We start from the raw sequence: 26,242 nt of genomic DNA, 5'->3' as shown, positions 1-26,242 counted from the left end.
ATATAAGGCTGACTATTAATTAAAAAATTAATTAGATTTGCCGACTTGTTGAAAAAAATATACAGCATAGACAAATAATTACAAACAAAAATGCAAGGTAAAGGTTTCATTAAATTTATGGCAATACTATTAGGTATTGTCTGCGTGTATTCCCTCTCGTTCAATTTCGTTACGTCGAAGGTAGAAAAAGACGCTAAAGCGTATGCTAAAGGCGATCCGACTAAGGAAAAAGCTTATTTGGACTCCATGTCAACCGTCCCGGTTTATCCAATATTCGGGTTTGACTATCAGTTCTGTAAAGGGAAAGAAATCAATTTAGGTCTTGACCTTAAAGGTGGTATGAACGTAACGATGGAGATATCGTTAGGTGAATTGGTAAAATCATTAGCAAATCATACCGATGATGCTAATTTTAACAAAGCACTTGCTACTGCCCAGACTCAGCTGAATGCTGGTGGTAAAGATTTCATCAGTTTGTTTGTCAATGAATTTGAAAAAATCAGCCCGAACGTAAAACTTGCAGATTATTTCTCTAACCAGGATAATGCACAGCAGTTAAAAGCGAATGCCAGCAATGCTGACGTTAAGAACTACTTATCGAAAGAAGCTTCCAGCGCAATTGACCGTTCATTTATCATTATCAGAAGCCGTATTGACGGATTTGGTGTGGTAAGTCCTAACATGCAGAAACAAGAAGGTACTAACCGTATCCTGATTGAGATGCCAGGTGTTCAGGATAAAGAAAGGGTTCATAAATTATTACAAGGTTCTGCAGAATTACAATTCTGGCAGGTGTATCAAAATGAAGAGGTTTACTCGATCATGGAGAACATCAACAAAACCCTTGCCTCTACTTTAAAAGATACTGCTGCAGTAACGACAGTAAAAGACACTGCTGCAAAAGGAAAAAGTGCACTGGCTAACTTAGCTAAGAAAAGCACTACCGGAAAAGATTCTGCTGACGTAAAGACAAAAGAACTTTCTAAATCCAACCCATTATTCGCTTTATTAAACATCCCTACTTACCAGAATGAAAAAGGACAACCTGCTTTACGTCCTGGTCCAACTGTTGGATGGGTTGCACAAAAAGATACGGCTAAAGTAAACTCTTACTTCAGAAGACCAGAAGTTGTTTCTATCATTCCTCAGAGTTTCAAATTCATGTGGAGTGTAAGACCAATGGATGGTACTAAAGTTTTTGAACTTTATGCAATCAAATCTGTATCTCCGGATGGAAAACCTGATTTAGGTGGAGAAGCGATCAGTGATGCCCGTCATGATTACGATCAGAAAGGTAAACCTGAAGTGACCATGTACATGACTGGTGAAGGTGCACAGAAATGGAAAAAAATCACTGCAGAAGCTTCCGCTGATGCAAACAATAAAAAATCTATTGCAATCGTTCTGGATAATGCAGTTTACTCTGCACCTACTGTTCAGAATGAAATTCCTAATGGTATCTCTTCCATCACTGGTAACTTTACAGTGAATGAAACACAGGATTTAGCAAACATCTTAAAAGCCGGTAAATTACCAGCTCCGGCACGTATTGTTGGAGAGTTTGTAGTTGGTCCATCTTTAGGAGAAGCAGCGATCCACAATGGTTTACTCTCATTCGTACTGGCATTCATCGTGATCCTGGTATTCATGGCGTTGTATTACAACAAAGCAGGTTGGGTAGCTAACCTTGCCTTAGTGATCAACTTATTGTTCATCATGGGTATCCTGGTTTCACTGGGGGCGGTATTGACTTTACCTGGTATTGCTGGTATTATCCTGGTTATCGGTTTATCGGTAGATGCGAACATCCTGATCTTCGAACGTGTAAGAGAGGAATTAGCACATGGTAAATCAACTGCTGTAGCCATCAAAGAAGGTTTCAAACATGCAATGCCTTCTATCATTGACTCCAACGTTACGGTATTAATTTTAGGTGTTATCCTTTACGCATTCGGTAGCGGCCCGGTTCAGGGTTTTGCAACTACTTTATGTATCGGTATCCTTTCTTCTTTATTCTGTGCGGTATTAATTTCGCGTTTAGTATTCGAAGGCTTACTGAACAAAAATGCAAATATCACTTTCGGTAACAAAGCAACTATCCACGCCTTTAAAAACATCGCGTTTAACTTTGTTGGCCGCAGAAAGATTTATTATACCATCTCTTCTATCATCATTATCTTAGGTATCATTTTCTACTTCAAAAACGGTGGATTAAGATTAGGTATTGACTTTAAAGGAGGAAGAACTTACATCGTTCATTTCGATAAAGGAATGAATACAGAAGATGTAAAAGCGAAATTAGCTCCAAGCTTCCAGAATGAAGAAATTCAGGTTAAAACTGCTGGTGCTGACAACGAGTTAAAAATCACGACTACTTACCATATCGCTGACCAGAATGCTGGTGCTGATAAGATTGTAGAAGATGCATTAAAAGCTGGTTTAGCCACAACAGGAGCTAAATACACGATTGAGAGTAACCAGAAAGTAGGGCCAATTATTGCGAGTGACCTTGTTTCAAGTGCTTACACAGCTATCTTATTCTCTTGTGTGCTGATGTTTGTTTACATCATCGTCAGGTTTAAGAAAGTAAACTATGGTTTAGGTGCAGTTATCGCATTATTCCATGACGTGTTACTGGTATTATCATTCTATACTATCCTTGATGGTGTTTTACCATTCTCTTTAGAGATTGGTCAGGATTTCATCGCAGCGATCTTAACAGTTATGTCTTATACGATGACTGAAACAGTAGTTGTATTTGACCGTATCCGTGAGAAACTTGCCGAGACTGGTAAAGATGACTTGTATGGTGAAGAACGTAATACACTAATCAACTTCGCGTTGAACAGTACATTAAGTCGTACCATCTTAACTTCATTAACCGTATTCTTCGTATTACTTGTGGTCTTCATCTTTGGTGGAGAAAGTATCCGTGGATTTATCTTCGCGCTATTAATTGGTCGTGTAATCGGTACATACTCTTCATTATGTATCTCTACTCCAATTGTAATCGACTTAGGCAAAAAACACGCATAAGTAACATCATAACATTTAAAAGCCTTCTTCTGAAGTGCCCCCAAAAAGTTAGACACTTATTGGGGGCATTTTTATGAATAGAAAAACAAAGTTTAGTTTAAGCTTCAAGGAAGCTTTGGTGAAGGAGGTTGTTTCCGGGTCAATCGGATCAAGGGAACTTTCCAGAAAGCATGGCATCAACGACCGATACCTACGCCGTCTGGTCAAGAATTACGAGGACCGTGGTAGCTTGAGCCATCAGCAGGGCAATAATATATACGACAAGGCACTCAAGGTTGCATGCGTTCTTTCGGTGATAAAAAAGCGTTTATCTTTGAGCGAGGCGGCCACATGTTTCGGGATCCCCAGCGACAGCACCATCGTCCACTGGATGAAGCTCTATGGTGAATTTGGCGAGGAAGGTCTTGAAACTACCAAAGTTGGCCGTTCAAAGAATATGTCGGCACCAGATAACAACAGGATAAAAAAGAAGAAGGATCCATTAGATCCACAGGCAGCTTTGCAGGAGGAGCTGGAGTTCCTACGTGCAGAAAATGCATATCTAAAAAAGCTAAGTGCCTTAATTCAACAGGAAAAGTCCAAAGCGCGCGAACCAAAGCCAAAGCGGTCGAAGAATTAAGGCATACCTATGACCTGCATCTATTATTGTCTGCTTCTGAACTGGCGCGGAGCACGTTCTACTATCACCTTAAACATGCTAAAGAAGATAGGTATGCACCTGCCAGGAAGCTGATCTCCGATATCTTTCACAGACACAGGGGGCGTTATGGATATCGGCGGATAACGGCAGCGCTCAAGCAACAGGGCTGTACGATCAACCACAAAACGGTGTCAAGGATTATGGGCGAACTTGGGCTAAAATGTACACTGAGGCCTAAAAGATACCGATCCTATAAGGGAGACCATGGAAGGATTGCGCCCGATCTGGTGAGGCGAGGTTTCAAAACCGAGCTGCCGAACCAAAAGTGGGTCACTGATGTTACGGAATTTGCAGTGGCAGGCCAGAAACTCTATCTCTCCCCGATACTCGATCTCTACAATTCAGAGATCATTTCTTATCATCTAGACGTCCGGCCCAATTACGGGCTGGTCGGCAGAATGGTAGAAATGGCATTTGAAAAACATGCCGACCTCAACGGCCTAATACTGCATTCCGACCAGGGATGGCACTATCAGATGAAATCCTATCAGCGTGCGCTAGAAAAGAAGGGGGTGCTACAGAGCATGTCCAGAAAAGGCAACTGCCTGGACAATGCGGTAATGGAGAACTTCTTCGGAATACTAAAATCAGAACTATTCTACGTGAAAAAATATACATCAGTCGAAGAACTCAAAACAGATATCAAAAGTTATATTGAATACTACAACAATGACAGGATCAAAATGAAACTAAATGCAAAAAGTCCGGTACAATACCGGACTCTTGCAGCCTAATTTTTTAAAGTTAAATTTGTCTAACTTTTTGGGGGCACTTCATTCTGGAAATCAGGAGAAGGCTTTTTTGTTTTCAATCCAGGGCAGTTTTTCCATTCCGGAAAGCCTCCTTATTTCTGTTATTTCGTATTTTTACTTACATTGAGCCCTTGCACAAATAACCAGCGTGCACTAAAATGTATGAGCCAGAAAGCGATTAAACTAATCGAATGTCCGAGAGATGCCATGCAAGGCATTCATGATTTTATTCCTACAGCTTTAAAAGCGGCTTATATCAATTTGTTGCTGCAAGTCGGATTTGATACGATAGATTTTGGCAGTTTCGTTTCCCCAAAAGCTATTCCGCAGCTTACTGACACCAGGGAAGTTTTGGCCCGGCTGGATCTGAGTAATACGCAAAGCAAATTATTAGCTATTGTTGCCAATCTTCGTGGTGCTGAAAATGCGATGCTCTTTCCTGAAATCGACTATGTGGGCTTTCCATTTTCCATCTCTGAAACTTTTCAGCAAAGGAATACAAATTCCAGTATTCAGGAATCACTGGCCACCGTAGAACAAATGCTGGAATTATGTGATAAAAATCAGAAGACTGCAGTAGTTTACCTGTCTATGGGTTTTGGTAATCCATATGGAGATGCTTATCACACAGAAATTGTAGAACAGTGGGCGTCAGTATTAGTAGAAAGAGGCACTAAAATTCTCTCTCTTTCAGATACTACAGGAGTTTCTACACCAGAAAAGATTGAAGAGTTAATGCCCCTGCTGCTCAGGAAATTTCCGGAAACAGAAATAGGGCTGCACTTACACAGTACTCCGCAGACGCGTAAAGAAAAGATTGAGGCTGCTTACCGCAATGGATGCAGACGTTTTGATAGTGCTTTAAAAGGATTCGGCGGTTGCCCTATGGCAGCCGATGACCTGACTGGTAACCTGGCCACCGAAGAACTGATTACTTATCTTCAGCAACAAGGAGAAACCTTGAATCTGAACCTGGATAAATGGCAGGAGGCGATGTTGCTGTCTTCGAAAGTATTTCAAGGAATATAACCTCACCTGCTACCAATTATTTATTTCTTAACCATTCTGAAGTGCTGTATTCCAGCTTCTTCGAACTGTTCACCTTCTACTGCAAAGCCAAACTTCGCATACAGGCTCACAGCTTCCACCTGCGCGTTTAAATAGATCGCGCTTGCACTATCCGGTATATCGGCTAAAGCGGCCGCTACAAGCGCCTGTCCTACCCTTTTGCCCCTGTATTCTTTTAATACTGCAAACCGCTCTAATTTATAGCCGTTTTCGGTTTTCCGCCACCGGCATGCACCACAAGGATGATTGTCCAGTAAAGCCAGGAAATGATGAGAAACATCTTCATTTTCCCATTCCAGTTCCGGCGGACAGCCCTGTTCTACCACAAAGACTTGTTTACGGATTGCGAATGCACTTTCCAATTCTTCCTGCGTCCTGATCTTATTTACCTGAAGTAGTTCCATGATGTTTGGGTTTAAATAAATGCTTCGCTTTGATTGCACTAACTTCCTGCGCGGCATCAATAGAATGAGAACAATGAATATCGGTTTCTTGTTTTGCTAATGCTGCTAATGTGACATAGAATTTATGTAACTGATCTAATTCAGCTTCAGTCAAGTCTTCAATATCCACCATCCTGTTACTTGCCCGTTCATGCGCGGCCAGTAATTCATTCAGTTTAAGCTGTATCGCCTTGCCGTCTTTATTCTGAGCTTTCTGGATTAAAAAGACCATTAAAAATGTAATAATCGTTGTTCCGGTATTGATCACCAGCTGCCAGGTTTCCGAATAATGAAAAACCGGGCCGCTCACTGCCCACACCACGACAATTAACAAAGCGATAATAAAAGCTGAAGAGCTGCCTGTAAATTTGGTTGCAGCATTAGAGAACTGCTCAAATAGGTTGTTTTTCTTTCCCGGGGTTTTCATAGCTTTTTTTTCAGCTAATTTGATGATTAAAACGCATTTACAGCGTATAACCGGAAAAAATAAATCATAAAAAAAACGCTTCAGAATGACTCTGAAGCGCCTTAAAGATTTTTTTCTTTACTTATAATTTATCACTTGCATTTCTACAGTTCAAATCTTCAAAAGCCTGAGTTAAACGTTTAACAAATGCTTCTTCTCCTTTGCGTAACCAAACACGTGGATCATAGTATTTTTTATTTGGTTTATCATCTCCATCAGGATTTCCGATTTGTCCCTGAAGATAAGCTTCATTCGCTTTGTAGTAATCCAGAACACCTTCCCATAATGCCCATTGCATATCAGTATCAATGTTCATTTTGATTGCACCATAAGAAATAGCTTCCCTGATTTCTTCCTGAGAAGAACCTGATCCGCCATGGAATACAAAGTTAATTGGTTTTTCAGCTGTTAATCCTAATTTCTCTTTGATATAATCCTGAGAGTTTTTAAGAATTACCGGTTGCAATTTAACGTTACCTGGTTTATAAACACCGTGAACATTACCAAAAGCCGCAGCTACAGTAAATTTATCACTTACTTTACTCAATTCTTCATAAGCATAAGCTACTTCAGAAGGCTGAGTATATAATTTAGAGCTATCTACATCACTATTGTCCACACCATCTTCTTCACCACCAGTTACACCCAGTTCGATTTCGATAGTCATGCCCATTTTAGCCATACGTGCTAAATATTTAGCTGAGATCTCCATGTTTTCTTCAATTGACTCTTCAGAAAGATCCAGCATATGTGAAGAGAACAATGGTTTACCAGTTTCAGCAAAGAATTTTTCACCGTGATCTAACAGACCGTCAATCCATGGCAATAATTTTTTAGCTGCGTGGTCAGTATGTAATACTACCGCAACACCATAGTGTTCCGCTAATAAATGAACATGTTTTGCGGCAGATACTGCGCCTAACACACATGCATTTAAGTTATCATTATTCAATGTCTTACCTGCATAAAATTGCGCGCCACCATTTGATAACTGGATCATGACTGGTGAATTCACCGCTTTAGCAGTTTCCATAACCGCATTGATGGTATTTGTTCCGGTAACATTAACTGCAGGCAATGCAAACTGATGTTTTTTAGCCTGCTCAAATAATTCCTGAACAGCATCTCCGTAAATTACGCCTTTATAGCCTTTTAAACTCATTGTTATTAGATTTTGTTTAAGCCGAAGTTAGGAAAAATATTAGCCCGGGCAAACCTTAGCTGGTATTATTTTCATTGTATCAATTATTGACATGGATGATTATTTCAATTGCTATATCAATATAGTCAAAGCTCATGTCCTGATATTTTATAAATTATAACCTGTTAAACTATTATAGAATTTATACGAAATCTAGGTTAAGCTGTTCTGATTTTTTTTCGTTTCTTTGTAATCGCATTTTTCAACGAATAACATGGCTTGGTTTAAGAGAGAAAAAAAAGGTATCAGTACGCTGACAGAAGAAAAAAAGAAGCGCCGGATGGCTTATGGAACAAGTGTCCTAATTGCAAGAAAGCATTACACAGCGCGGACCTTATCGAAAATAAATACGTTTGTCACTATTGTGATTATCATTTGAGAGTTGGTTCCAAAGAATATTTTCAGGTATTGTTTGATAACAATGAATTTAAAGAACTTTTTGCTGACCTGACCTCAGGAGATCCGCTTAACTTCACAGACAGTAAACCTTATACAGAACGTTTGGTTGACACAATGGCTAAAACAGGCCTGAAAGACGCTATCCGTTCAGCAGTAGGTAAAATTGAAGGCGAAGACCTGGTAATTGCCTGTATGGACTTCAATTTCATTGGTGGTTCTATGGGTTCTGTAGTAGGAGAGAAAATCGCGAGATCTATTGATTACAGTATCAAACATAAAATTCCATTTCTGATGATCTCCAAATCAGGAGGGGCCAGAATGATGGAAGCCGCATTCTCACTGATGCAAATGGCAAAAACATCTGCTAAATTAGCTTTGCTTAACCAGGCAAAAATTCCTTATATCTCTTTATTAACTGATCCGACTACCGGTGGTGTAACCGCATCTTATGCGATGCTGGGTGATATAAATATTGCAGAACCAGGTGCACTGATTGGATTTGCAGGCCCGAGAGTAATTAAAGAAACGATCAAAAAAGACTTACCAAAAGGTTTCCAGACTGCTGAATTTGTGCAGGAACATGGCTTCCTTGACTTTATTGTAGACCGCAGGGCGATGAAAGCCAGGCTGGCTACTTTCCTTAAAATGGTAAAGAACTAGGTTAACCTGTTGCCTGTTGGCCAGGCTTCACTATAAATTAAGAAATCCCCTGCAGAATAGAAGTTAAACCTTCCATTCCGCAGGGGATTTTTATTTTGCTTCTTACAAGCAACGGTTAATTATAAATAGAATTGAATCCCTAAACGGGGATTAAAGAAGTCACTTCCAAAACTAAAAGATCTGAAATCAGTTAAGGTTGCCTCTTCAGTTTTCCAATGCTGTTTTGCATATTGAAATCCGGTAATTGACAGTTCGATCCCGATTCTTTTAGAAGGAAACAATGCAAATCCCGGAGATAAGGTTGCGCTATAAAAATTACTCTTCAAATCTTTTTCCCCCATTGCTTCATTACCTTTTATATTCCGCCAGTTTACAGCTGCTTCCAGCTGACCAAAAAATTTAAGTTGCGGTGTGATACCCACATAATATCTCCCGAATGGGCTTACGCTTACAACATAAGCTTTTCTTCGCACAGATCCTATTTCTCCCCCCTCTACCAAATTCTGGGTATAAGCAGTATGCACATATCCTAATCCGGTTCCTATGACCAGATTATCCGTCACAAAAATTCCCACCGCAGGATTGATTCCTAAGTTAGTATTTCTGTCTGTCATGCTGGTACCTTTGTAGCTATTGAAATAAGCATATCCTCCTAAAAGTATTTTTCCTTTTTCTGTCTGCGCCATGCAGCTAACTGATATTGATATTAAACCAATAAAAATTAATACTATTTTCTTCATAATGATATAACTCAGGACTAGAAATGAAATTGAATACCAATTTTCGGCGCGAAGAAATTCGTTCCTAAATTGAAAGCATTATCCTTATTCACAGCCTTCGAATTCTTGTTCTCGGTTTTATTCCATGCATAAGATAGCCCATCTAAAGAAAGTTGTATGCCAATCCTTTTGGTAGGAAAATAGGCAAACCCAGGCTCTATACTTACCCCTATCGATGTAGTTTTAGAATTTGATGCAGGTGCAACACTAACAGCCGGGCTGGTAGTCCCTGTTGCAGACTCCAGATTTCCCCATTTCATTGGAACAGAAAACTGACTGAAAAATTTGAACCGATCAGATATATTTACATAATGCCTGATAAAAGGACTTATCATAAAATAGTCAGTCGTATTTTTCTGATTTAAAAGGTACTGCGTTTTTTCGCTGTTCTGCTCTGTTATCCTTGAATAACCAATGCCTAAACCCAAGGCCAGATTATTCTTTACAAAGTAACCTATACTTGGAAGCAAGGTTAAACTATTTTGCTTACTTTCTGTAGCATCGTTATTACTTTTGGAATTGGAATAACCTATTGATCCTCCTGCAATAGTCTTACCTTTTTCAGTTTGGGCATTGGCTGCCAGGGCAAATGCAGAAAGCATCGCCAGTGTTAAAATTTTTTTCATACAGTGTTTCATTTGTGTATTCAATGTTAAACATAAAAGATGATAATTAATATTTATAATTAAAATAAATTTATCTATACAATATAAAAATCATCAATAATTAATCTGATGCAAATAAAAACCAATAAAAAAGCGGTTAGTTATCTCATTTAACTATAGATGAGATAACTAACCGCTTTTTACATGTATTTATTCTGCTGAGCTATGCTTTCAGAACCGTTTAATATTCCTACTCTGTTGACATAGAATACGGGAAATCACTTTCCGAAGTTCCTCTGGTCTTGTTAGGCGCAGCAGTCATATCGAAATCAAGTGTAGCCCCTTTAACTAAATCAGAGTGACTTAACCAGTTTTTACCATAAGCCTTACCATTGTATTTCAACGCATTGATATACTTGTTATCTGCACTGTTTGCACCAGCATTGATTACAATCTGTTTTCCATTATCCAGGTTCACCGTTACTTTTTTGAATAAAGGTGCACCAACCACATATTGATCCGTAGCCGGAGTAACCGGATAGAAGCCCATAGCAGAGAAAACATACCAGGCAGAAGTCTGTCCGTTATCCTCATCTCCACAATAACCATCAGGAGTAGCTTTATACATCCTGTTCATCGTTTCTCTTAACCAGTACTGAGCTTTCCAGGGTTGTCCGGCATAGTTATACAAGTAAATCATGTGTTGTATCGGCTGATTACCATGTGCATACTGCCCCATATTTGCAATCTGCATCTCTCTGATCTCATGAATTACAGAACCATAATAACTGGCATCAAAAACAGGAGGCATGGTAAATACTGAATCCAGCTTTTCCACAAATTTGTTTTTACCCCCCATTAGTCCAACCAGGCCATTTACATCCTGGAAAACAGACCATGAATAATGCCAGCTGTTTCCTTCTGTAAAAGCATCTCCCCATTTAAACGGATTAAAAGGTGATTGGAATGAACCATCTTTATTCTTTCCACGCATTAAGCCCGAAGAAGGATCAAAAATGTTTTTATAATTCATGGCTCTTTTCTTATAGATATCAATTTCAGCAGCCGGTTTTTTCAATGCTCTTCCCAATTGATAAATCGTAAAATCATCGTAAGCATACTCTAATGTTCTGGCCGCATTCTCATTCAGCTTAACGTCATAAGGCACATAACCTAACGCATTGTAATACTTTACACCAGCTCTTCCAACAGCTTCATTTGGTCCTTCATTGTTCGCACCATGTTTCAGTGCTTCAAATAAACTCTCAATATCATAACCACGTAACCCTTTGATGTAAGCATCCGCAACTACAGAAGCCGAATTGTTACCAATCATACAATTCGCATAACCAGGGCTTGACCATTCAGGCAACCATCCACCCTCTTTATAATCATTGACCAGTCCTTGCTGCATTTCTTTATTGATTGCAGGGTACACCAGGTTTAAGAATGGATACAACGCCCTGAAGGTATCCCAGAATCCAGTACCAGCAAACATATACCCTGACATAGTTTTGCCATTATAAGGGCTCCAGTGAACAACTTTATTATTCGCATCCAGCTCATATAGTTTATTCGGGAAAAATAAAGTGCGGTATAAACTTGAGTAGAAAGTACGTGTCTGATCAACAGTACCGCCTTCAATAGAAATCTTACCTAAAGTCTTGTTCCATACCGCTCTTGACTTTTGCTGCGTCGCTTCAAAAGTATCATTTGCCAGCTCTCTCTTTAAACTGATTTCAGCCTGTTCAACACTAATAAAAGACGAAGCAACTTTCATCCCTATCTTTTCTCCTTTTTCAGTCTTAAATCCTATGATCGCACCAGAATGATCACTTTTCAGTTCCAGCGTATCTTTTGCCAGCGTATTTCCATGCCATGTATTTGCAGAAGAAATAGCTTTATCAAAATAAATAACAAAGTAATTTTTAAAATTGGCAGGCAGCGGGCCACTTGCATAGCGGGTGCTGTACCCGATTACTTTTCTTTCCTTCGGAATAACTTTAATATATGATCCTTTATCAAAAGCATCAATCACCACATAAGAACTATCAGATTTCGGGAAAGTAAAGCGAAACTGAGCTGCACGCTCTGTAGGTGTAATTTCAGTAGTTACATTCGCATCAGCCAGGTACACACTGTAATAATATGGCTTTACAATTTCTGCTTTATGAGAAAACCAGCTTGCACGCTCATCCTGGTTAAATTTCATTTTACCAGTTACCGGCATCACCGAGAATTGCCCGTAATCATTCATCCACGGAGAAGGCTGATGTGTTTGTTTGAATCCTCTGATTTTATCCGCATCATAAGTATAAGCCCATCCATCCCCCATTTTACCGGTTTGAGGAGTCCAGAAATTCATTCCCCATGGAACTGCAATTGCAGGATAAGTATTACCATTAGACAGGCTTGGTTTACTTGCTGTCCCCATGAGCGGATTAACCCAGTCAACCGGGTCTGTCACTTTACCTGCTTGCTGCGCCAGTACAGGCAGAGCAGCAGAAATAAGTAATGCTGATAAGAAATGTTTCATCATTTGTTTAGTGTGATTTATAGCGTATAATATGATTATACGGATAACATTCATATTTGGTTAAAGAATTAAAAACGATTTAGCAAAGCAGTAAACAAACCTTTTCATACAATAGCTAAATCTATCCCCTAATGTAATAGAGAAAACCTTAACAGACAAATAAATCAGGTAATATTTGCGGGATAGAATTCATTAAATCCCCGTTTATAAACAAAAAACCCTGAATCAGCTATTGAATCAGGGTTTTCTTTAGAAATAATATTTTTATCAGAAATCTCTTCCAGGTGTAGTACCAGGCTCATGACCTGCACCCAAAGGCTTATTCTTTCTTTCGGGTCTGTTCGCAAACGCAGATTTTCCAGACGCCGACTCAGAAGACGTTTCGCCACTGCTCAAATCTTCATCATTGTCAGTTTCTTTATAAACCGTTTTCTTTTTTTCTTCTTCGTGATCGTGCTTTTCCGGAGTATTCATAACCAATGTTTTAATTAAAAATTATTGACAATTAACTACACAACAAGCCGGAAAAAATATAGTTTCTATTATTTTATAATAAATAGCTGCCAGCACTAATAATTACAAAGGATGGTATAAATAAACCTGTTTTTTGACCCTGCTGATAATCTCATTAAAATACAGCTCTTCTTTTTCCGGTACATTGGTCATCAGCACTAAAGAATGAGAAACATCAGTAATTGTTCCCAGTTCCTGCGCTCCTCTACCGGAAAAGCAGCATGATACAATTCCTCTACAAAGGATAAATACGGACTCTTATTATTCTCTATAGCTACGTATTGCATAATTGTGCTAAAAAAAAAGCCCTGACCAGCGGTCAGAGCTTTTTGTAATCAATAAAATTCTTAAACGGCGATATTCTGTTCTACAATATGTTTCACCTTTTCTATCACATAATCAATTTCCTCTTTCGTATTCAACTTACTGAACGAGAATCTGACTGACGGACGATTCGGATCAGTACCTATAGCAGTCAAAACATGAGATCCGATATTGGAACCCGAAGAACAAGCACTTCCGCCAGATGCAGAGATACCATTAATATCAAGGTTAAACAATAACATATCAGACATATCCATTGCCGGAAACGATACATTCAGAACCGTATATAAACTTTTCTCAGGATCAGTTTCTCCATTAAAACTAATCGCAGGAATTTCTTCAACCAGTTTATCTTTCATGTAAGTTTTCAATTCCTGGATATAGGTCTGATGCACATCCATATGACTATAAGCAATTTCCAATGCTTTTGCCAACCCTACAATTCCATATACGTTTTCAGTTCCGCCACGCATATTGCGTTCCTGCGCACCACCAAATATCATCGGACTGATTTTTACCGTATGGTTAACAAATAAAAAGCCTACCCCTTTCGGACCGTGCAATTTATGCGCTGCACAAACTATAAAATGTGCTTTAATCTTTCTGACATCATGCACATAATGACCCATGGTCTGTACCGTATCACAATGATAAATAGCCTCATAACGCTCACAAATATCGCCTGCCTTTTCCATATCGGTCAGGGTTGCCAATTCATTATTTGCATGCATTAAAGAAACAAAAGAACGTGAATTCTCTTTTAACAGTTGTTCCAGGTGATCATAATCAACATTACCTTTAGCATCAATATTCACAAAGCTCAGCTTATCAATAACACCATCTTTTAATAACTGGCCCAGCGTATGCTCAACCGCATGATGTTCAATTTTTGAAGTAATGGCATGTTTGATTCCAAAAGCTGCAATACCACAACGTATAGCTGTATTATCAGCTTCTGTACCACCCGAAGTGAAAAATATCTCAGCAGGTGTCGCATTCAGTAATCCAGCTACAGTTTTACGGGCCTTTTCAATCAATGTACGCACCTCACGGCCCTGCGCATGAATTGAAGATGGATTACCATAATAATTCTCCATCACATTAATCATTTCAGCCATAACCTCTTTATCCAGAGGCGTAGTTGCAGCATTATCTAAATAGATCCTGTTCATTCTGTATTAATTCAATTTTAAAATTTCTTTGATGTCTGATATAATTTTGTTCGCCAGGTTTTCAGCTACAGTTTCATTTTCCGCTTCACTGTAAATACGGATAATTGGTTCTGTATTTGATTTGCGCAGGTGAACCCATTCATTATCGAACTCTATTTTTAATCCGTCAATAGTACTGCTGGGCTGATTTTTGTATTTTTCCTGTACTTTAACCAACAAAGCATCAATATCCATTTCAGGAGTTAAAGTGATCTTATTTTTAGAAATATGATAATTCGGGTAGCTGCTTCTTAATAAAGACACAGATTTACCGAATTTGGCAAGATGTGTTAAAAACAAAGCAATACCTACCAAAGCATCACGTCCGTAATGTAATTCAGGATAAATGATTCCGCCATTTCCTTCACCACCAATAATTGCATGGGTAGCTTTCATCTGGTTTACCACATTCACTTCACCCACAGCAGCAGCATTGTATTCACCGCCTGCTCTAAGGGTTACATCTTTTAAAGCTCTTGTTGATGATAAGTTAGAAACTGTATTACCAACCTGGTTCTTCAAAATATAATCAGCTACAGCAACTAAAGTATATTCCTCACCGAACATCGTTCCGTCCTCACAAACAAAACACAAACGATCCACATCAGGATCAACTACAATACCCAGATCTGCCTGTTTACTTTGTACTACTTTGGCAATTTCAGTCAGGTTTTCCGGCAATGGTTCCGGATTATGAGGGAACTCACCATTTGGCTCACAATACAGTTCGAATACCGTCTCCACTCCTAATGCCTTTAATAAAGCAGGAATAAAAATACCACCTGTAGAATTCACACAGTCAATTGCAATTTTAAAATTTGCTTTTCTGATCAGTTCAACATCAACCAGCGGCAAAGCCAGAATTACGTCAATATGTTTTTGCAGATAAGAATCGTCATAAATAACTTTTCCAAGGTCATTCACCTCAGCAAAAGAAAAATCAGCTCTTTCAGCAATTTCTAATACTTCTTTACCATTTTCATCATTGATAAACTCACCCTTCTCATTTAAAAGTTTCAGTGCGTTCCATTGCTTGGGATTATGGCTGGCTGTCAGAATAATTCCACCACCCGCTTTTTCCATCGGGACAGCAATTTCAACAGTTGGTGTAGTAGATAAACCCAAGTCTATCACTTCAATGCCCAGTCCCTGTAAAGTACCAGTCACGAGGTTATTCACCATGTCTCCCGAGATCCGTGCATCCCGTCCAAGTACGATTTTCTTAATATTCGTATTTTTAATTACCCACGAGCCGTAAGCTGCGGTAAACTTCACTATATCAATAGGTGTTAGCCCATTTCCAGCGATTCCGCCGATAGTTCCCCTGATTCCTGAAATAGATTTTATAAGTGTCAACTGCTATGAATTTTGTTTTCCAAAAATAGTAAAAATTTAAGTAGGCGGTGTCATATTTAAGATAAATTGGCTCGAATGTCCACCCAGTTGCATTCCTAATCACTATATTTGCTTTTTCTAAATTTAAGACGGTCCTTATGCAGCGAAAGTGGTTTCAATATTGGTTCAATTCTCCCTATTATCATATTTTATATAGTCAGCGTAATGACGCTGAAGCAGAGTTTTTAATTGATAACCTGACAGCTTACCTGAAACCAGCACTACACTCCCGTATACTGGATATCGCCTGCGGCAGAGGCCGCCATTCCGTTTACTTAAACAAAAAAGGATTTGATGTTACAGGAATTGACCTTTCTGAACAAAGCATCAAATACGCGAAGCAGTTTGAGCAAAAACATCTTCATTTTTTTGTACATGATATGCGTAAACTGGGCTATATCAATTACTATGATATTGCCCTGAACCTCTTCACCAGTTTCGGATATTTTGATACCGAGAAAGATCATGTGAATGCACTTAAATCTTTTAGAAAAAGTATCAAAGAAGACGGGACCGTAGTCATAGATTATTTCAACACACAGAAAATCATCAGTAACCTGACTCACAAAGAGACGAAGACCCTTGAAGGTATAGAATTCGATCTGCGTAAATTCGTTGCCGAAGGTAAAATCATTAAACATATCAACTTTGAGCATAAAAGCAAGCACTATGCTTTTGAAGAGCGTGTACAAGCATTCAGTCTGGCTGATTTTGAACGGATGCTTGAAAAAAGCGGATTAAAGATCATCAATACATTTGGCAGCTACAGCCTGGAAGAATTTGATGCAGCTAAATCTGACAGATTAATCCTTGTTTGTAAAAAAGCATGATAGAGAGCCTGCATACCTTCGATGTAGAACTGTTTCTGAAAATCCACAGAGGACTCTCCAACGGTTTCCTGGACTGGTTTCTGCCACTGATGCGGAACAGGTACACCTGGGCTCCCTTATACCTGTTTATTATCATTTTCAGTTTCAAAGAATATAAAAAAAGAGGCTGGTATATTATAGGCGGGGTACTGCTTACGTTTGCCCTGGGCGATATGATCTCTTCCAGATTCATCAAACCATTTGTTGCCAGGCTGAGACCCTGTAACGACCCGGCACTGATTCATGATATTATTCACCGTGTGCCCTGCGGCAGCGGTTATAGTTTCCCATCCGCACATGCAACAAACCATTTCGGTATAGCCGTGTTTTTAATTATGGTTTTCTATCCAAGATGGAAGCCGATCCTGCCTGTTGGCCTGGCCTGGGCATTTATTATTTCTTTTGCACAAATATATGTTGGCGTACACTACCCGATTGATACTATAGCAGGTGCTGCTTTAGGCTCAACCATCGGATTTTCAGTGTCCCTGATCTATAAAAAACTACAACCAGCAGTTTAATGGAAGTTTGGAAAATTTTAATCCTGTTCTTTTGCGCCTTCTTTGGAGGGCTGTCTATATTTTTAGTCAAAAGTGATAAGTCACAACTGCTAAAACTTATACTCTCTTTCAGTGGAGCTTATTTATTTGCGATCACCGTATTACACCTGATTCCCGACGCTTACAGCGGGCCGGACCATGCAGAAATAGGTATTTACATCTTAATTGGATTTCTTTTACAAATCTTATTAGAGCAGTTTTCTGAAGGTGTAGAACACGGGCATATCCACAAACATAACGACACCCGGATCTTTCCCTATGGAATCATGATCAGTTTATGTTTACATGCCTTTTTAGAAGGAATGCCGCTGGCTGCAGATCAGCATAATGCCTTAATTTTCGGTATTTCCCTTCACCATATCCCTGCCGCTTTCGCATTGGCCAGTATATTAATGCAAAACAAATTCAAACCTGCCGGAATCATCTTCTACCTCGCTGTTTTTGCCATCATGGCACCTTTAGGATTCTGGGTGAGCAATGGGATCAGCACTGGCAGTATTGGAGGGATAGAAGTTTATTTCCACAAAATGATGGGAATTGTGATTGGTATATTTTTACATATCTCTACCACTATCTTATTTGAATCCAGCGTAGATCATAAAGTATCCAAAAGAAAAATGGTTGCTGTTTTATTGGGTATTGCAATTGCCCTGATCGGATTTTATACCTCAGGGCATAGTCACTAAATAGAAATTGACAGGCAGCGTATTAAGCGCTGCCTCTTGCTTTTTCCAGTAAAGAGGTCAGTTGCTCCGCCTCCTGGTGGGTTAAATTAGCAGAAAGAATAGTAGATAAATTCATTTCCTTATCCATTTTCTTTAACAATGCCAACCCCTTTTCACTGATCAGTATATCCACCGCGCGCTTATCATAAGTATTGGTCTTTTTACAAATCAAGTCCTTCTGTACCAGGCGGTCAACAATCCGGGAAGCATCACACATTTTATCAAGCATTCTGGATTTCAGCAAATTGATAGTCGAAGGATCAGGATGCTGGCCACGCAGTATCCTGAGCACATTAAACTGCTGATTTGTAATATCGTAGGATGAAACCGCCTGTTTTACCTGATCATTACACCAATTCTGCGTAAATGCCACGTTGACCATTGCCTCGTGGAATACGCTTTCATAGCGGGGAGTTTTTATTTCTTTCTGCAACTGCATCACGTTATCTTTTTTCTGAGGTTAGTTCATTATCATTACCATTGTTCTTCTTCCTGCCGTACTTCCATGGACAATGCTTGCAACCATTTTTACAGCAATAACCACGTTTAAGGTGGTACGCTTCCGTAAAAACCATCAAGCCCTCCTCATTGAAATAATAATCGGCAATCTGTTCCATTAGTTAAGCAATTTAACAGTAATAATGTTTGAATAATAACTTTTTAGTTGAATTCCACTCCCATGTGTAGTCCAGATCTCTTTTGGCTTAACTTTTTCTATCGTATAAATGATATCATCCCAGTCCACATGGTCAGAAATGAACAATTGAAGCTCATTATTGTGCTGTAAATGTTTCCATCCCGTTGCAAACACCCTGATTACATTCACCGCTTTGATATAACTTCTGTAAACCAGTGGCGGTACCAGGTAAATCATATCCGTTTTGGTGTTTTTCATCACTTTCCGATCATAGACTTCATATTTCCCCATATCAATTCCCATCTGTTCATAAATTTTCACAAAAGGAAGAATACTATGGTGTACCAGGATTCTCCGCTGCGGACAAAGGTCACTGATCAATTTAATCAACCGCTGACTTTTACCTAAAGCATAAGCACCCAGCATAATATTGCTCGTTGTTGCATTTAATTTTTTGATCTCCAGTTCCACATCCGGATGCTTAGTATCAGGATTCGCAAAAGTTGTTTCTGTAATCAGTACATCAGCCTCCGCAAATTCGATAGGCTCACAAGTTGTATCCGGCTGAAGCTTGTAATCTCCCGTATACAGATACTTAACGCCATTATACTCCATCATCACCAGGGCCGAACCTAAAATATGGCCCGCAGGAATAAAACTGATCTTCACCCCATTCAATACAAACCCGGCATGAAAATCATACAGATGAAATTCACCCGCCGCAAATTTCTTATACCGCTGTATCATGAACAATGAGGTTGCCTTTGTACAATACACATTAAAATTACCACTAATCGCATGGTCCCCATGTGCATGTGAAATTACTGCATCCTTTACCATTTCTTTTGGGTCCAGGTAAAAATTGCCATAGGCGCAATACAGTCCAATTTTAGTTGGCACTAAAAAATCCGCTAATATCATTTATTTTGTAAGGTTTATAAATTGATGGTGCAGCTCCAATACCTGGAGTATTACCGATTGGCTTTCATCATTTGTAATCAAAAAATCAGCCATTTTTTTCTTTTCTTCATCACTCAGCTGCTTATCCATGCGCGCCTCCACCTGTTCGCTGGTTACGCTGTCCCGCTCCATCACCCGCTTTATTTTGACCGCTTTAGATGCAGTGACCAGAATACTATGGTCACACATCTGATAAGAACCACTCTCAAATAACAGGGCAGCTTCTTTCAAATTATAAGGTACATCTGCCGGTATCGTTTGCTGCCAGCTTTCAAATGCCCGGAATACAGCCGGATGAACCAATGCATTCAGTTTCTCCAGTTCTGTTTTATTATTAAATACAATTTGAGCGATATGTTTATTATTCAGCTTCCCGGACAGTTCATAACTTTCAATGCCGAAGGTATTCATCATCCCTTCCCTTAATACCGGATCAGTCACCATAATTTCCTTAGCTACGGTATCTGCATAAAATACAGGGATCCCCAGCTGCTCGAATATGTGACAAACCGTGGTTTTCCCACTTCCTATACCACCAGTAATCCCAATCTTAATCATTATTTTTCTATAATAAAATCAACTTTCTCCGGGTCTACCCTGACCTTTCTGCAATAATCAGGAAAGCGGGTCAACTTTACAGTCAGCTGGCCATGATGCTTTAACTTCCACTCATTCAAATCTACTACTGCCTCAATGAAATCCTCATTTACCTGCTGATAACTGGATAAGGCAACCATAAAAGTTATCTTCACCTTTTTCGGATAAAGCTTAACATTATAATATTCACCATTATTGATAATTTTCAGTGGCACCTCCAGTGTTTTCTCCGTAAACTCATCTACCGGTAATTTAACCTCGACACTCGCTGGAAATATGTTCACATTTTTAAACAGGTTCTGCTTCATCCCCACTCTGGTCACTGCCTGGTTCTGAATATTATGCAATACTAAAGTATCAGTTTTCCATTCACTAATCTTTTCCAGCTCTTCCTGCGGGCCTGAAACTGTTACGTAATTGGGTGTACACTGAATCACATCAGAAATACCAAACTGCTTGGCAAAAGATAAATTGGAGACTAACCTGACCGGAACCCTTTTCACCGTCCTTTTAGAAAAATCAAAGTATAGTGTATCCGGGCGTACAGATATAATTTTCTGTGAAGTTTCCAGCTGGTTGTTCACACTATATAGCTGTTCTGAAAAAAGGATAAAATTCCTGTTATTCAACTTTTCAAGGTTGATGCTGATAAACTGCGGGTTCACCCTTAAACGTGCAAATAACAATTGCCAGCCCGTTCCTTCTACCTGCAGATCTACCGTATCAGACTGTAAAGGATGAAAAGCCTTTTTCTGCGGAAAATTCTTATAAATCAGGACAGTCTTGGCCGTATAAACATATTTATTGTTCAACGCCAGAAATAACCATCCTGCAATAGCCAGAAGCACGCAAGTGATCAATACTAAAAAGCGCTTTCGCTCTATTTTTGTAAGTTTAATGAATGGCATACGGCTGTAATTAATCAAATTTAAGGTTTTATCACTAAACAAAAAAGCCGCGCCAATAATGGAGCGGCTTTTTAATGTCTATCAGCGAATTAAGCCTTAGGCAATTCCGTAGATGCTTTAGTTGCATCCAGAGAAATCGCTGACTTGTCAAAACGGATTTTAGTACCGCCTTCAACTTCGATTAGAAAAGTAAGTTCATTCATATCAACGATTCTGCCATGAATACCAGCAGTAGTAACTATTTTGTCACCTTTTTTCAGGTCTGCAACTAATTTCTTGTGGTCTTTAGCTTTTTTAACTTGTGGTCTGATCATGAAGAAATAGAAAACTACCATGATTAATACCATTGGAACCAGGGTACTTAACATACTGCTTCCGCCGGCAGCAGCATCTAAAATTACTGTTAATGTCATATTGATTGTATTATTATAAAATTATGTTCTTTCTTTAACCTCACCAATCAGATGTACTTCTGTGGTAGAAGGATTACCGTTTGAAGTGATCGTAACAACTTTATCCTGCATTCCTATTTTGCCAGCACTATTAAAAACTACTTTAATAACGCCGTCAGCTCCTGGTTTAATAGGCTCTTTCGGAATTTCAGGAATAGTACAGCCACAAGTTGCAGTCGCATTGGTAATAATCAACGGGCTTTTTCCTGTGTTTGTAAATTTGAATTCATAATGTACCGACTCCCCCTGTACGATTTTACCGAAATTGTACATTCCCTGTTTGAAACTGATTACAGGTGCGTCAGGTGAAGCTACTGTTTTAGTTTCAGTAGTTTTAACTACACTGTCAGTAGCAACTGCTGCAGGTTTTGTTTGTTGGCAGGCAGCTAATGCTGCTGCTGCAAATGCAAGTAAAAAGATCTTCTTCATTAATATATTTTTTATTCTTCTATTAATCCGCGGCCAATTTTCTTGATACTGTTTGTACGTTTTAAATCGCCTAAAATTTTGTCCAATATACCGTTAATAAATGAATTACTTTTCGGAGTACTGTAATCTTTTGATAAGTCAAGATACTCGTTAATGGTAACTTTTACCGGAATTGAAGGGAAATTCATCAGCTCACAAATAGCCATTTTCATTAAGATAGTATCCATTAATGCAATACGTTCCGATTCCCAGTTTTTAGTACGCTCAGCGATTAAATTCTGATATTCTGTATTATTTTTCAGTGTATAAGTGAAAAGATCTTCCACAAATTTGCTGTCCTCTTTCCAATCCACACTGATTGGGGTAAGTTTATTTTTAAACGGATCTTCTGACGTAAAATTCTTCAGGGTTTTTGCAACCATCCCCTGCATTACTTCTTTATCTACCGGCCAGTTGATAAACTTATCTTCAAAAGCCTGGATGATATTCTGGCTTTTCAGAATGATTTTTCTAAAGATAAATTTGATAATCTCTTTTGATCCTTCCAGGCTATCATCAGTATCTGCCAGATAAGCAATATACTCAGGAGTAGCCTTCAGCTTATTGTAGATTGTTCTGATGAATTCAGGATCCGCATGCCAGTTAATCTGGTATTTGTTTACAGCCGATTTAAATTCAGGATTTTCCTGCAGCAAAACAATGAAGTTGTTGCGCAGTAACTTTTTGTTAGGATTCAGATCTTCCGCAGTAGGAAAATGCTTGTTAGCTCTTTCAATCGCGTCAACTGCAGTGTATTCCGTAATCTCAGAAAGTAATGCCAGCATTCTGACATACATTTCATAAACCTGGTCAATACTGTGCATCAATTCTTTCTTTGCAGAAAGTAGATCCTTTTTGTCTGTCATTTGCCACGCAAAAATGTTTTGCAGGACTTTAATTCGTAGGTGCCTTCTATTTAACATGAATGTAAGAACGAGTTGGTAATATACCGGTTATTAAAATGATGATTTTATTTTTTTGATATCTATTATTCTTTGTTCCGCAATCCTGTTTGCTGCCAGGATTGTTGGGATATTTTCTGCCTTGGACAGCTTAATTACATTACGCGTTGCCTGGTAGATATTTTCTGTCAGCTGCATCGTGCGTTTTCTTCCGAAACCTGTTAATTCCGAATAACAATTAATCAGTCCGCCGGCATTAATCAGGTAATCTGGTGCAAAAAGTATATTCTTTTCCAAAAGTAATTTACCATGTACCTGCTCATCCGCCAGCTGATTGTTCGCTGAACCTGCGATAATCGCAAACTTCATTCTTGGAATAGTCACATCATTGACCGTCGCCCCCAGCGCACACGGCGCATAGATATCAACGTCAAGACCGAATACTTTATTGGCCTCTACAGGTTTTGCTTTATATTTTCTTGCAATATGGTGTAAACGTTCCTCATTGATATCACTGATAAAAACTTCAACGTTTTCATTTCTCAGTAATTCTACCAGCTGTTCCCCTACATTTCCGATTCCCTGGACCACAACAGAACGGCCTGCCAGCATATCGGTACCAAAAACTTCTTTCACACAAGCTTTTATTCCCAGGAAAACCCCTTTAGCAGTAGTAGGTGAAGGATCACCCATTCCGCCAATAGACTCAGGAACTCCCGTCACATATTTGGTTTCCATGCTGATATACTCCATGTCTTTAGTCGTTGTACCCACATCCTCAGCAGTAATAAACTCACCATTCAGATTTTGGATAAAACGGCCGAAACTACGCATCATCGCTTCAGATTTTCCTTTGCGGGAATCGCCAATGATGACCGCTTTACCACCACCCAGGTTTAAACCTGTAATTGCAGCTTTATAAGTCATACTTCTTGATAACCGCAGCACATCTTCCAGTGCTTCAGTTTCGGTAGCATAGCTTAACATCCTTGTACCACCTAAAGCAGGCCCCAGTGTTGTATCATGAATAGCAATAATGGCTTTTAAACCGGTATCGGGATCATTACAAAAAACAACTTTTTTGTGTCCTAAAGCACTTAGTTGATCTAAAATTGAGGTTACCGCAGAACTATTACCAGACATAAGATTTCGTTTATCAGACAGCCCGCAAAACTAAGGATAAAAAACATTATTTACATTGTTTTAACCAAACAGTTTTCAAAAATCATGTGCAATTGGCTAACTTTACGCCACATGAAGCACCTTCGTTTTTTAAATAAATATTTCTATAAATATAAATGGTGGATTGTACCCGGGGTGTTTTTCGTTATTATCTCTAATATTTTCGGTGTAATTCCAGCTCAGGTTATTGGCCATGCCTTTAACCTTATTACCGAGAACATCCAGATTTACGGCCTTTTCAGCGGCTTCGAAAGACAGCAGATCATTTATGATATCTTCAGTTACAGTTTGCTGTATTTTGGCTTGCTCGTGTTGATCCTCTATCTGATCAGGGGCTTATTTCTATTCTTTATGCGCCAGACCCTCATTCTGATGTCCAGACATATTGAATTTGATATGAAGAACGAGATTTACGCACACTATCAAAAACTGAGTCTGGGCTTTTATCGCCGCAATAATACCGGCGATTTAATGAACAGGGCTACAGAAGATGTAAACCGGGTAAGAATGTATGTTGGCCCTGCAATTATGTATACCATCAATACCCTTGTTTTATTTCTGCTGATTATTACTTCCATGTATGCCGTGAACGCTAAGCTCGCTACTTTTTCTTTACTGCCGCTGCCGGTACTGGTTGTTATTATCTATTTTGTCAACACACAAATCAATAACAAAAGCGAGCAGATCCAGGAACAGCTTTCCCGTTTATCAAGTTTCGTACAGGAAAGATTTTCAGGTATCCGGGTGATCAAATCCTATGTCAGAGAAGATTATACCAGGGAAATTTTCGCCAATGAAAGCAGCGACTATAAAAACAGTGCTATGGGACTGGTACGGGTACAAGCACTCTTTTACCCGACCATGCTTCTTTTAGTTGGCCTGAGTACTATTCTTACCATATATATAGGCGGAGAGCAAGTACTCGACGGCTCTATTACAGCAGGGAACATTGCAGAATTCATTGTATATGTCAACCAGCTTACTTTCCCGGTAACGATGCTGGGCTGGGTAACCACATTAATTCAGCGCGCTTCAGCTTCTCAGAAAAGGATCAATGAATTCCTTGAATTACAATCAGATATCCAAAGCGGAGACGCACCTGCCAGAGAAGTTAGCGGAAATATCAAATTCGACCACGTTAACTTTACTTATCAGGATACAGGTATCAAAGCATTACAAGATGTAAGTTTTGATATTAAGGCAGGACAGTTTGTAGCGATCATCGGGCGTACCGGATCAGGAAAGTCCACGCTGGCCAATCTGATGATGAGGATGTACGATACCGATTCAGGTCAGATCTCGGTTGATGGTACTCCACTGAAGAAAATCAACCTCAATTCCTTCAGAGATCAGGTCGGTTTCGTTCCGCAAGAAGTTTTTCTCTTTTCTGATAACATCAAGAATAATATTGCCTTTGGACTGGATCAGGTAACTGATCTGGAAATCGAAAATGCAGCACGTAATGCCGCCGTATATCATAATATAATGGACTTTGAGCTGAAGTTTGACACCATGCTCGGGGAGCGTGGAATCACGCTTTCCGGCGGACAAAAACAACGGGTATCCATTGCCAGGGCATTGATAAAAGAGCCTAAAATATTGATTTTTGACGATTGTCTTTCCGCAGTAGATACGAAAACTGAGGAAGAAATCTTAAATAATCTGGGTAATGTCATGAAAGGAAAGACCAGCATATTAATTGCGCACAGGATTTCTACTATTAAAAAAGCAGACAGGATTCTGGTACTCGAAGAAGGGCGTATTGCAGAACAAGGTACTCATGATGAACTCATTAACCTTCATGGCATCTACGAAGAGATGTATCAGAACCAGTTATTGGAAGAAGAAAATAAATCTCTTTAATTTCTATTTTGATCTTATCTAATTAATACTT

At 39.2% G+C, this 26,242-nt stretch carries 27 protein-coding genes and 1 pseudogene; 9 read left to right on the top strand and 19 right to left on the bottom strand.

The window, feature by feature from the left end; genetic code table 11:
• The first annotated feature begins 90 nt into the window (after positions 1-90).
• The 4 genes from secDF to AB3G38_RS22340 all read left to right on the top strand — a co-directional run bounded on the left by secDF (position 91) and on the right by AB3G38_RS22340 (position 5,517).
• Positions 91-3,036 carry a protein translocase subunit SecDF gene (gene secDF / locus AB3G38_RS22355; protein ID WP_367865916.1) on the top strand — a complete coding sequence of 982 codons (2,946 nt, stop codon included), beginning with the start codon at positions 91-93 and terminating at the stop codon, positions 3,034-3,036.
• Between the two features lie 73 nt (positions 3,037-3,109).
• On the top strand, positions 3,110-3,655 hold the full coding sequence (locus AB3G38_RS22350) for a transposase (protein ID WP_367865484.1): 546 nt from the start codon (positions 3,110-3,112) through the stop codon (positions 3,653-3,655).
• Positions 3,574-4,470 (top strand): IS3 family transposase, encoded by an 897-nt coding sequence (locus AB3G38_RS22345; RefSeq protein WP_367868740.1) that lies wholly within the window; start codon positions 3,574-3,576, stop codon positions 4,468-4,470. The genes AB3G38_RS22350 and AB3G38_RS22345 overlap by 82 nt, the downstream gene beginning before the upstream one ends.
• Before the next feature lie 180 nt (positions 4,471-4,650).
• Positions 4,651-5,517: a hydroxymethylglutaryl-CoA lyase gene (locus tag AB3G38_RS22340; protein ID WP_367865915.1), complete on the top strand. Its 867-nt coding sequence runs from the start codon at positions 4,651-4,653 to the stop codon at positions 5,515-5,517.
• A gap of 20 nt (positions 5,518-5,537) precedes the next feature.
• Here AB3G38_RS22340 and AB3G38_RS22335 read toward each other — a convergent pair whose 3' ends face one another.
• From AB3G38_RS22335 to fbaA, 3 genes are all read right to left on the bottom strand, one after another.
• Complete coding sequence (locus AB3G38_RS22335) at positions 5,538-5,960, bottom strand: GNAT family N-acetyltransferase (RefSeq protein ID WP_367865914.1); 423 nt, start codon at positions 5,958-5,960, stop codon at positions 5,538-5,540.
• A complete protein-coding gene (locus tag AB3G38_RS22330) occupies positions 5,938-6,426 on the bottom strand; it encodes a low affinity iron permease family protein (RefSeq protein WP_367865913.1) in 489 nt (162 codons plus the stop codon). Before AB3G38_RS22330 ends, AB3G38_RS22335 begins: the two co-directional genes overlap by 23 nt.
• Positions 6,427-6,547: 121 nt before the next feature.
• Positions 6,548-7,627 carry a class II fructose-bisphosphate aldolase gene (fbaA, locus tag AB3G38_RS22325; protein WP_068402559.1) on the bottom strand — a complete coding sequence of 360 codons (1,080 nt, stop codon included), beginning with the start codon at positions 7,625-7,627 and terminating at the stop codon, positions 6,548-6,550.
• A 253-nt stretch (positions 7,628-7,880) separates the two neighbouring features.
• Here fbaA and accD point away from each other — a divergent pair.
• Positions 7,881-8,725 (top strand): annotated as a pseudogene (gene accD / locus AB3G38_RS22320) (acetyl-CoA carboxylase, carboxyltransferase subunit beta).
• 119 nt (positions 8,726-8,844) lie between these two features.
• Here accD and AB3G38_RS22315 read toward each other — a convergent pair.
• The 7 genes from AB3G38_RS22315 to glmM form a co-directional block, all read right to left on the bottom strand.
• The gene (locus AB3G38_RS22315) at positions 8,845-9,411 is read right to left on the bottom strand and encodes a porin family protein (protein ID WP_367865912.1); all 567 of its coding nucleotides are present in this window, start codon (positions 9,409-9,411) and stop codon (positions 8,845-8,847) included.
• Positions 9,412-9,482: 71 nt separating this feature from the next.
• The gene (locus AB3G38_RS22310; protein WP_367865911.1) at positions 9,483-10,130 is read right to left on the bottom strand and encodes an outer membrane beta-barrel protein; all 648 of its coding nucleotides are present in this window, start codon (positions 10,128-10,130) and stop codon (positions 9,483-9,485) included.
• A gap of 229 nt (positions 10,131-10,359) precedes the next feature.
• Positions 10,360-12,648, bottom strand: coding sequence for a GH92 family glycosyl hydrolase (locus AB3G38_RS22305; RefSeq protein WP_367865910.1), 2,289 nt, complete (start codon positions 12,646-12,648; stop codon positions 10,360-10,362).
• Between the two features lie 264 nt (positions 12,649-12,912).
• Complete coding sequence (locus AB3G38_RS22300) at positions 12,913-13,119, bottom strand: hypothetical protein (protein ID WP_367865909.1); 207 nt, start codon at positions 13,117-13,119, stop codon at positions 12,913-12,915.
• Between the two features lie 197 nt (positions 13,120-13,316).
• Entirely contained in the window at positions 13,317-13,445 is a 129-nt protein-coding gene (locus AB3G38_RS22295) for a hypothetical protein (protein WP_367865908.1), read from the bottom strand.
• A 60-nt stretch (positions 13,446-13,505) separates the two neighbouring features.
• On the bottom strand, positions 13,506-14,654 hold the full coding sequence (locus tag AB3G38_RS22290) for a cysteine desulfurase family protein (protein WP_367865907.1): 1,149 nt from the start codon (positions 14,652-14,654) through the stop codon (positions 13,506-13,508).
• A 6-nt stretch (positions 14,655-14,660) separates the two neighbouring features.
• The gene (gene glmM, locus AB3G38_RS22285) at positions 14,661-16,049 is read right to left on the bottom strand and encodes a phosphoglucosamine mutase (RefSeq protein ID WP_367865906.1); all 1,389 of its coding nucleotides are present in this window, start codon (positions 16,047-16,049) and stop codon (positions 14,661-14,663) included.
• Between the two features lie 137 nt (positions 16,050-16,186).
• Here glmM and AB3G38_RS22280 point away from each other — a divergent pair, with 137 nt between their 5' ends.
• The 3 genes from AB3G38_RS22280 to AB3G38_RS22270 are packed head-to-tail and all read left to right on the top strand — an operon-like array spanning position 16,187 to position 18,203.
• The gene (locus AB3G38_RS22280) at positions 16,187-16,918 is read left to right on the top strand and encodes a class I SAM-dependent methyltransferase (protein WP_367865905.1); all 732 of its coding nucleotides are present in this window, start codon (positions 16,187-16,189) and stop codon (positions 16,916-16,918) included.
• The gene (locus AB3G38_RS22275; protein ID WP_367865904.1) at positions 16,915-17,478 is read left to right on the top strand and encodes a phosphatase PAP2 family protein; all 564 of its coding nucleotides are present in this window, start codon (positions 16,915-16,917) and stop codon (positions 17,476-17,478) included. The genes AB3G38_RS22280 and AB3G38_RS22275 overlap by 4 nt, the downstream gene beginning before the upstream one ends.
• Complete coding sequence (locus tag AB3G38_RS22270; RefSeq protein ID WP_367865903.1) at positions 17,478-18,203, top strand: ZIP family metal transporter; 726 nt, start codon at positions 17,478-17,480, stop codon at positions 18,201-18,203. The genes AB3G38_RS22275 and AB3G38_RS22270 overlap by 1 nt, the downstream gene beginning before the upstream one ends.
• 22 nt (positions 18,204-18,225) lie before the next feature.
• On the opposite strand, the gene AB3G38_RS22265 is transcribed toward AB3G38_RS22270, so the two are convergent.
• The 9 genes from AB3G38_RS22265 to AB3G38_RS22225 all read right to left on the bottom strand — a co-directional run bounded on the left by AB3G38_RS22265 (position 18,226) and on the right by AB3G38_RS22225 (position 24,309).
• Positions 18,226-18,681, bottom strand: a complete 456-nt coding sequence (locus AB3G38_RS22265; RefSeq protein WP_367865902.1) for a MarR family winged helix-turn-helix transcriptional regulator — start codon at positions 18,679-18,681, stop codon at positions 18,226-18,228.
• Positions 18,682-18,685: 4 nt separating this feature from the next.
• Entirely contained in the window at positions 18,686-18,859 is a 174-nt protein-coding gene (locus AB3G38_RS22260) for a DUF5522 domain-containing protein (protein ID WP_367865901.1), read from the bottom strand.
• Positions 18,859-19,800, bottom strand: a complete 942-nt coding sequence (locus AB3G38_RS22255) for an exonuclease (RefSeq protein ID WP_367865900.1) — start codon at positions 19,798-19,800, stop codon at positions 18,859-18,861. The genes AB3G38_RS22260 and AB3G38_RS22255 overlap by 1 nt, the downstream gene beginning before the upstream one ends.
• Entirely contained in the window at positions 19,801-20,397 is a 597-nt protein-coding gene (coaE, locus tag AB3G38_RS22250) for a dephospho-CoA kinase (RefSeq protein ID WP_367865899.1), read from the bottom strand. It abuts the gene before it with no gap.
• Positions 20,397-21,344 carry a YbbR-like domain-containing protein gene (locus tag AB3G38_RS22245; protein WP_367865898.1) on the bottom strand — a complete coding sequence of 316 codons (948 nt, stop codon included), beginning with the start codon at positions 21,342-21,344 and terminating at the stop codon, positions 20,397-20,399. Before AB3G38_RS22245 ends, coaE begins: the two co-directional genes overlap by 1 nt.
• A gap of 89 nt (positions 21,345-21,433) precedes the next feature.
• Entirely contained in the window at positions 21,434-21,757 is a 324-nt protein-coding gene (yajC, locus tag AB3G38_RS22240) for a preprotein translocase subunit YajC (RefSeq protein WP_041885747.1), read from the bottom strand.
• A gap of 21 nt (positions 21,758-21,778) precedes the next feature.
• Positions 21,779-22,225, bottom strand: coding sequence for a DUF1573 domain-containing protein (locus AB3G38_RS22235; protein ID WP_367865897.1), 447 nt, complete (start codon positions 22,223-22,225; stop codon positions 21,779-21,781).
• A gap of 11 nt (positions 22,226-22,236) precedes the next feature.
• Positions 22,237-23,130, bottom strand: a complete 894-nt coding sequence (gene nusB, locus AB3G38_RS22230) for a transcription antitermination factor NusB (protein WP_367865896.1) — start codon at positions 23,128-23,130, stop codon at positions 22,237-22,239.
• Positions 23,131-23,220: 90 nt separating this feature from the next.
• A complete protein-coding gene (locus AB3G38_RS22225) occupies positions 23,221-24,309 on the bottom strand; it encodes a Glu/Leu/Phe/Val dehydrogenase (protein ID WP_183867453.1) in 1,089 nt (362 codons plus the stop codon).
• Between the two features lie 111 nt (positions 24,310-24,420).
• On the opposite strand from AB3G38_RS22225, the gene AB3G38_RS22220 reads away from it, so the two are divergent.
• Positions 24,421-26,211 carry an ABC transporter ATP-binding protein gene (locus tag AB3G38_RS22220; protein ID WP_367865895.1) on the top strand — a complete coding sequence of 597 codons (1,791 nt, stop codon included), beginning with the start codon at positions 24,421-24,423 and terminating at the stop codon, positions 26,209-26,211.
• Positions 26,212-26,242 lie beyond the last annotated feature (31 nt).

It is taken from the genome of Pedobacter sp. WC2423, assembly GCF_040822065.1.
In the GTDB taxonomy this organism is placed as follows: domain Bacteria; phylum Bacteroidota; class Bacteroidia; order Sphingobacteriales; family Sphingobacteriaceae; genus Pedobacter.
Note: the sequence above shows the minus strand (reverse complement) of the source record. Positions and strands in the feature narration are given on the sequence as shown.

What these genes read in the sequence shown, in the direction of transcription:
- secDF (WP_367865916.1), top strand. Translation starts at nt 91, where the DNA reads ATGCAAGGTAAAGGTTTCATTAAATTTATGGCAATACTATTAGGTATT.
- AB3G38_RS22350 (WP_367865484.1), top strand. Translation starts at nt 3,110, where the DNA reads ATGAATAGAAAAACAAAGTTTAGTTTAAGCTTCAAGGAAGCTTTGGTG.
- AB3G38_RS22340 (WP_367865915.1), top strand. Translation starts at nt 4,651, where the DNA reads ATGAGCCAGAAAGCGATTAAACTAATCGAATGTCCGAGAGATGCCATG.
- AB3G38_RS22335 (WP_367865914.1), bottom strand. Translation starts at nt 5,960, where the DNA reads ATGGAACTACTTCAGGTAAATAAGATCAGGACGCAGGAAGAATTGGAA.
- AB3G38_RS22330 (WP_367865913.1), bottom strand. Translation starts at nt 6,426, where the DNA reads ATGAAAACCCCGGGAAAGAAAAACAACCTATTTGAGCAGTTCTCTAAT.
- fbaA (WP_068402559.1), bottom strand. Translation starts at nt 7,627, where the DNA reads ATGAGTTTAAAAGGCTATAAAGGCGTAATTTACGGAGATGCTGTTCAG.
- AB3G38_RS22315 (WP_367865912.1), bottom strand. Translation starts at nt 9,411, where the DNA reads ATGGCGCAGACAGAAAAAGGAAAAATACTTTTAGGAGGATATGCTTAT.
- AB3G38_RS22310 (WP_367865911.1), bottom strand. Translation starts at nt 10,130, where the DNA reads ATGAAAAAAATTTTAACACTGGCGATGCTTTCTGCATTTGCCCTGGCA.
- AB3G38_RS22305 (WP_367865910.1), bottom strand. Translation starts at nt 12,648, where the DNA reads ATGATGAAACATTTCTTATCAGCATTACTTATTTCTGCTGCTCTGCCT.
- AB3G38_RS22300 (WP_367865909.1), bottom strand. Translation starts at nt 13,119, where the DNA reads ATGAATACTCCGGAAAAGCACGATCACGAAGAAGAAAAAAAGAAAACG.
- AB3G38_RS22295 (WP_367865908.1), bottom strand. Translation starts at nt 13,445, where the DNA reads ATGCAATACGTAGCTATAGAGAATAATAAGAGTCCGTATTTATCCTTT.
- AB3G38_RS22290 (WP_367865907.1), bottom strand. Translation starts at nt 14,654, where the DNA reads ATGAACAGGATCTATTTAGATAATGCTGCAACTACGCCTCTGGATAAA.
- AB3G38_RS22280 (WP_367865905.1), top strand. Translation starts at nt 16,187, where the DNA reads ATGCAGCGAAAGTGGTTTCAATATTGGTTCAATTCTCCCTATTATCAT.
- AB3G38_RS22275 (WP_367865904.1), top strand. Translation starts at nt 16,915, where the DNA reads ATGATAGAGAGCCTGCATACCTTCGATGTAGAACTGTTTCTGAAAATC.
- AB3G38_RS22270 (WP_367865903.1), top strand. Translation starts at nt 17,478, where the DNA reads ATGGAAGTTTGGAAAATTTTAATCCTGTTCTTTTGCGCCTTCTTTGGA.
- AB3G38_RS22265 (WP_367865902.1), bottom strand. Translation starts at nt 18,681, where the DNA reads ATGCAGTTGCAGAAAGAAATAAAAACTCCCCGCTATGAAAGCGTATTC.
- AB3G38_RS22260 (WP_367865901.1), bottom strand. Translation starts at nt 18,859, where the DNA reads ATGGAACAGATTGCCGATTATTATTTCAATGAGGAGGGCTTGATGGTT.
- AB3G38_RS22255 (WP_367865900.1), bottom strand. Translation starts at nt 19,800, where the DNA reads ATGATATTAGCGGATTTTTTAGTGCCAACTAAAATTGGACTGTATTGC.
- coaE (WP_367865899.1), bottom strand. Translation starts at nt 20,397, where the DNA reads ATGATTAAGATTGGGATTACTGGTGGTATAGGAAGTGGGAAAACCACG.
- AB3G38_RS22245 (WP_367865898.1), bottom strand. Translation starts at nt 21,344, where the DNA reads ATGCCATTCATTAAACTTACAAAAATAGAGCGAAAGCGCTTTTTAGTA.
- yajC (WP_041885747.1), bottom strand. Translation starts at nt 21,757, where the DNA reads ATGACATTAACAGTAATTTTAGATGCTGCTGCCGGCGGAAGCAGTATG.
- AB3G38_RS22235 (WP_367865897.1), bottom strand. Translation starts at nt 22,225, where the DNA reads ATGAAGAAGATCTTTTTACTTGCATTTGCAGCAGCAGCATTAGCTGCC.
- nusB (WP_367865896.1), bottom strand. Translation starts at nt 23,130, where the DNA reads ATGACAGACAAAAAGGATCTACTTTCTGCAAAGAAAGAATTGATGCAC.
- AB3G38_RS22225 (WP_183867453.1), bottom strand. Translation starts at nt 24,309, where the DNA reads ATGTCTGGTAATAGTTCTGCGGTAACCTCAATTTTAGATCAACTAAGT.
- AB3G38_RS22220 (WP_367865895.1), top strand. Translation starts at nt 24,421, where the DNA reads ATGAAGCACCTTCGTTTTTTAAATAAATATTTCTATAAATATAAATGG.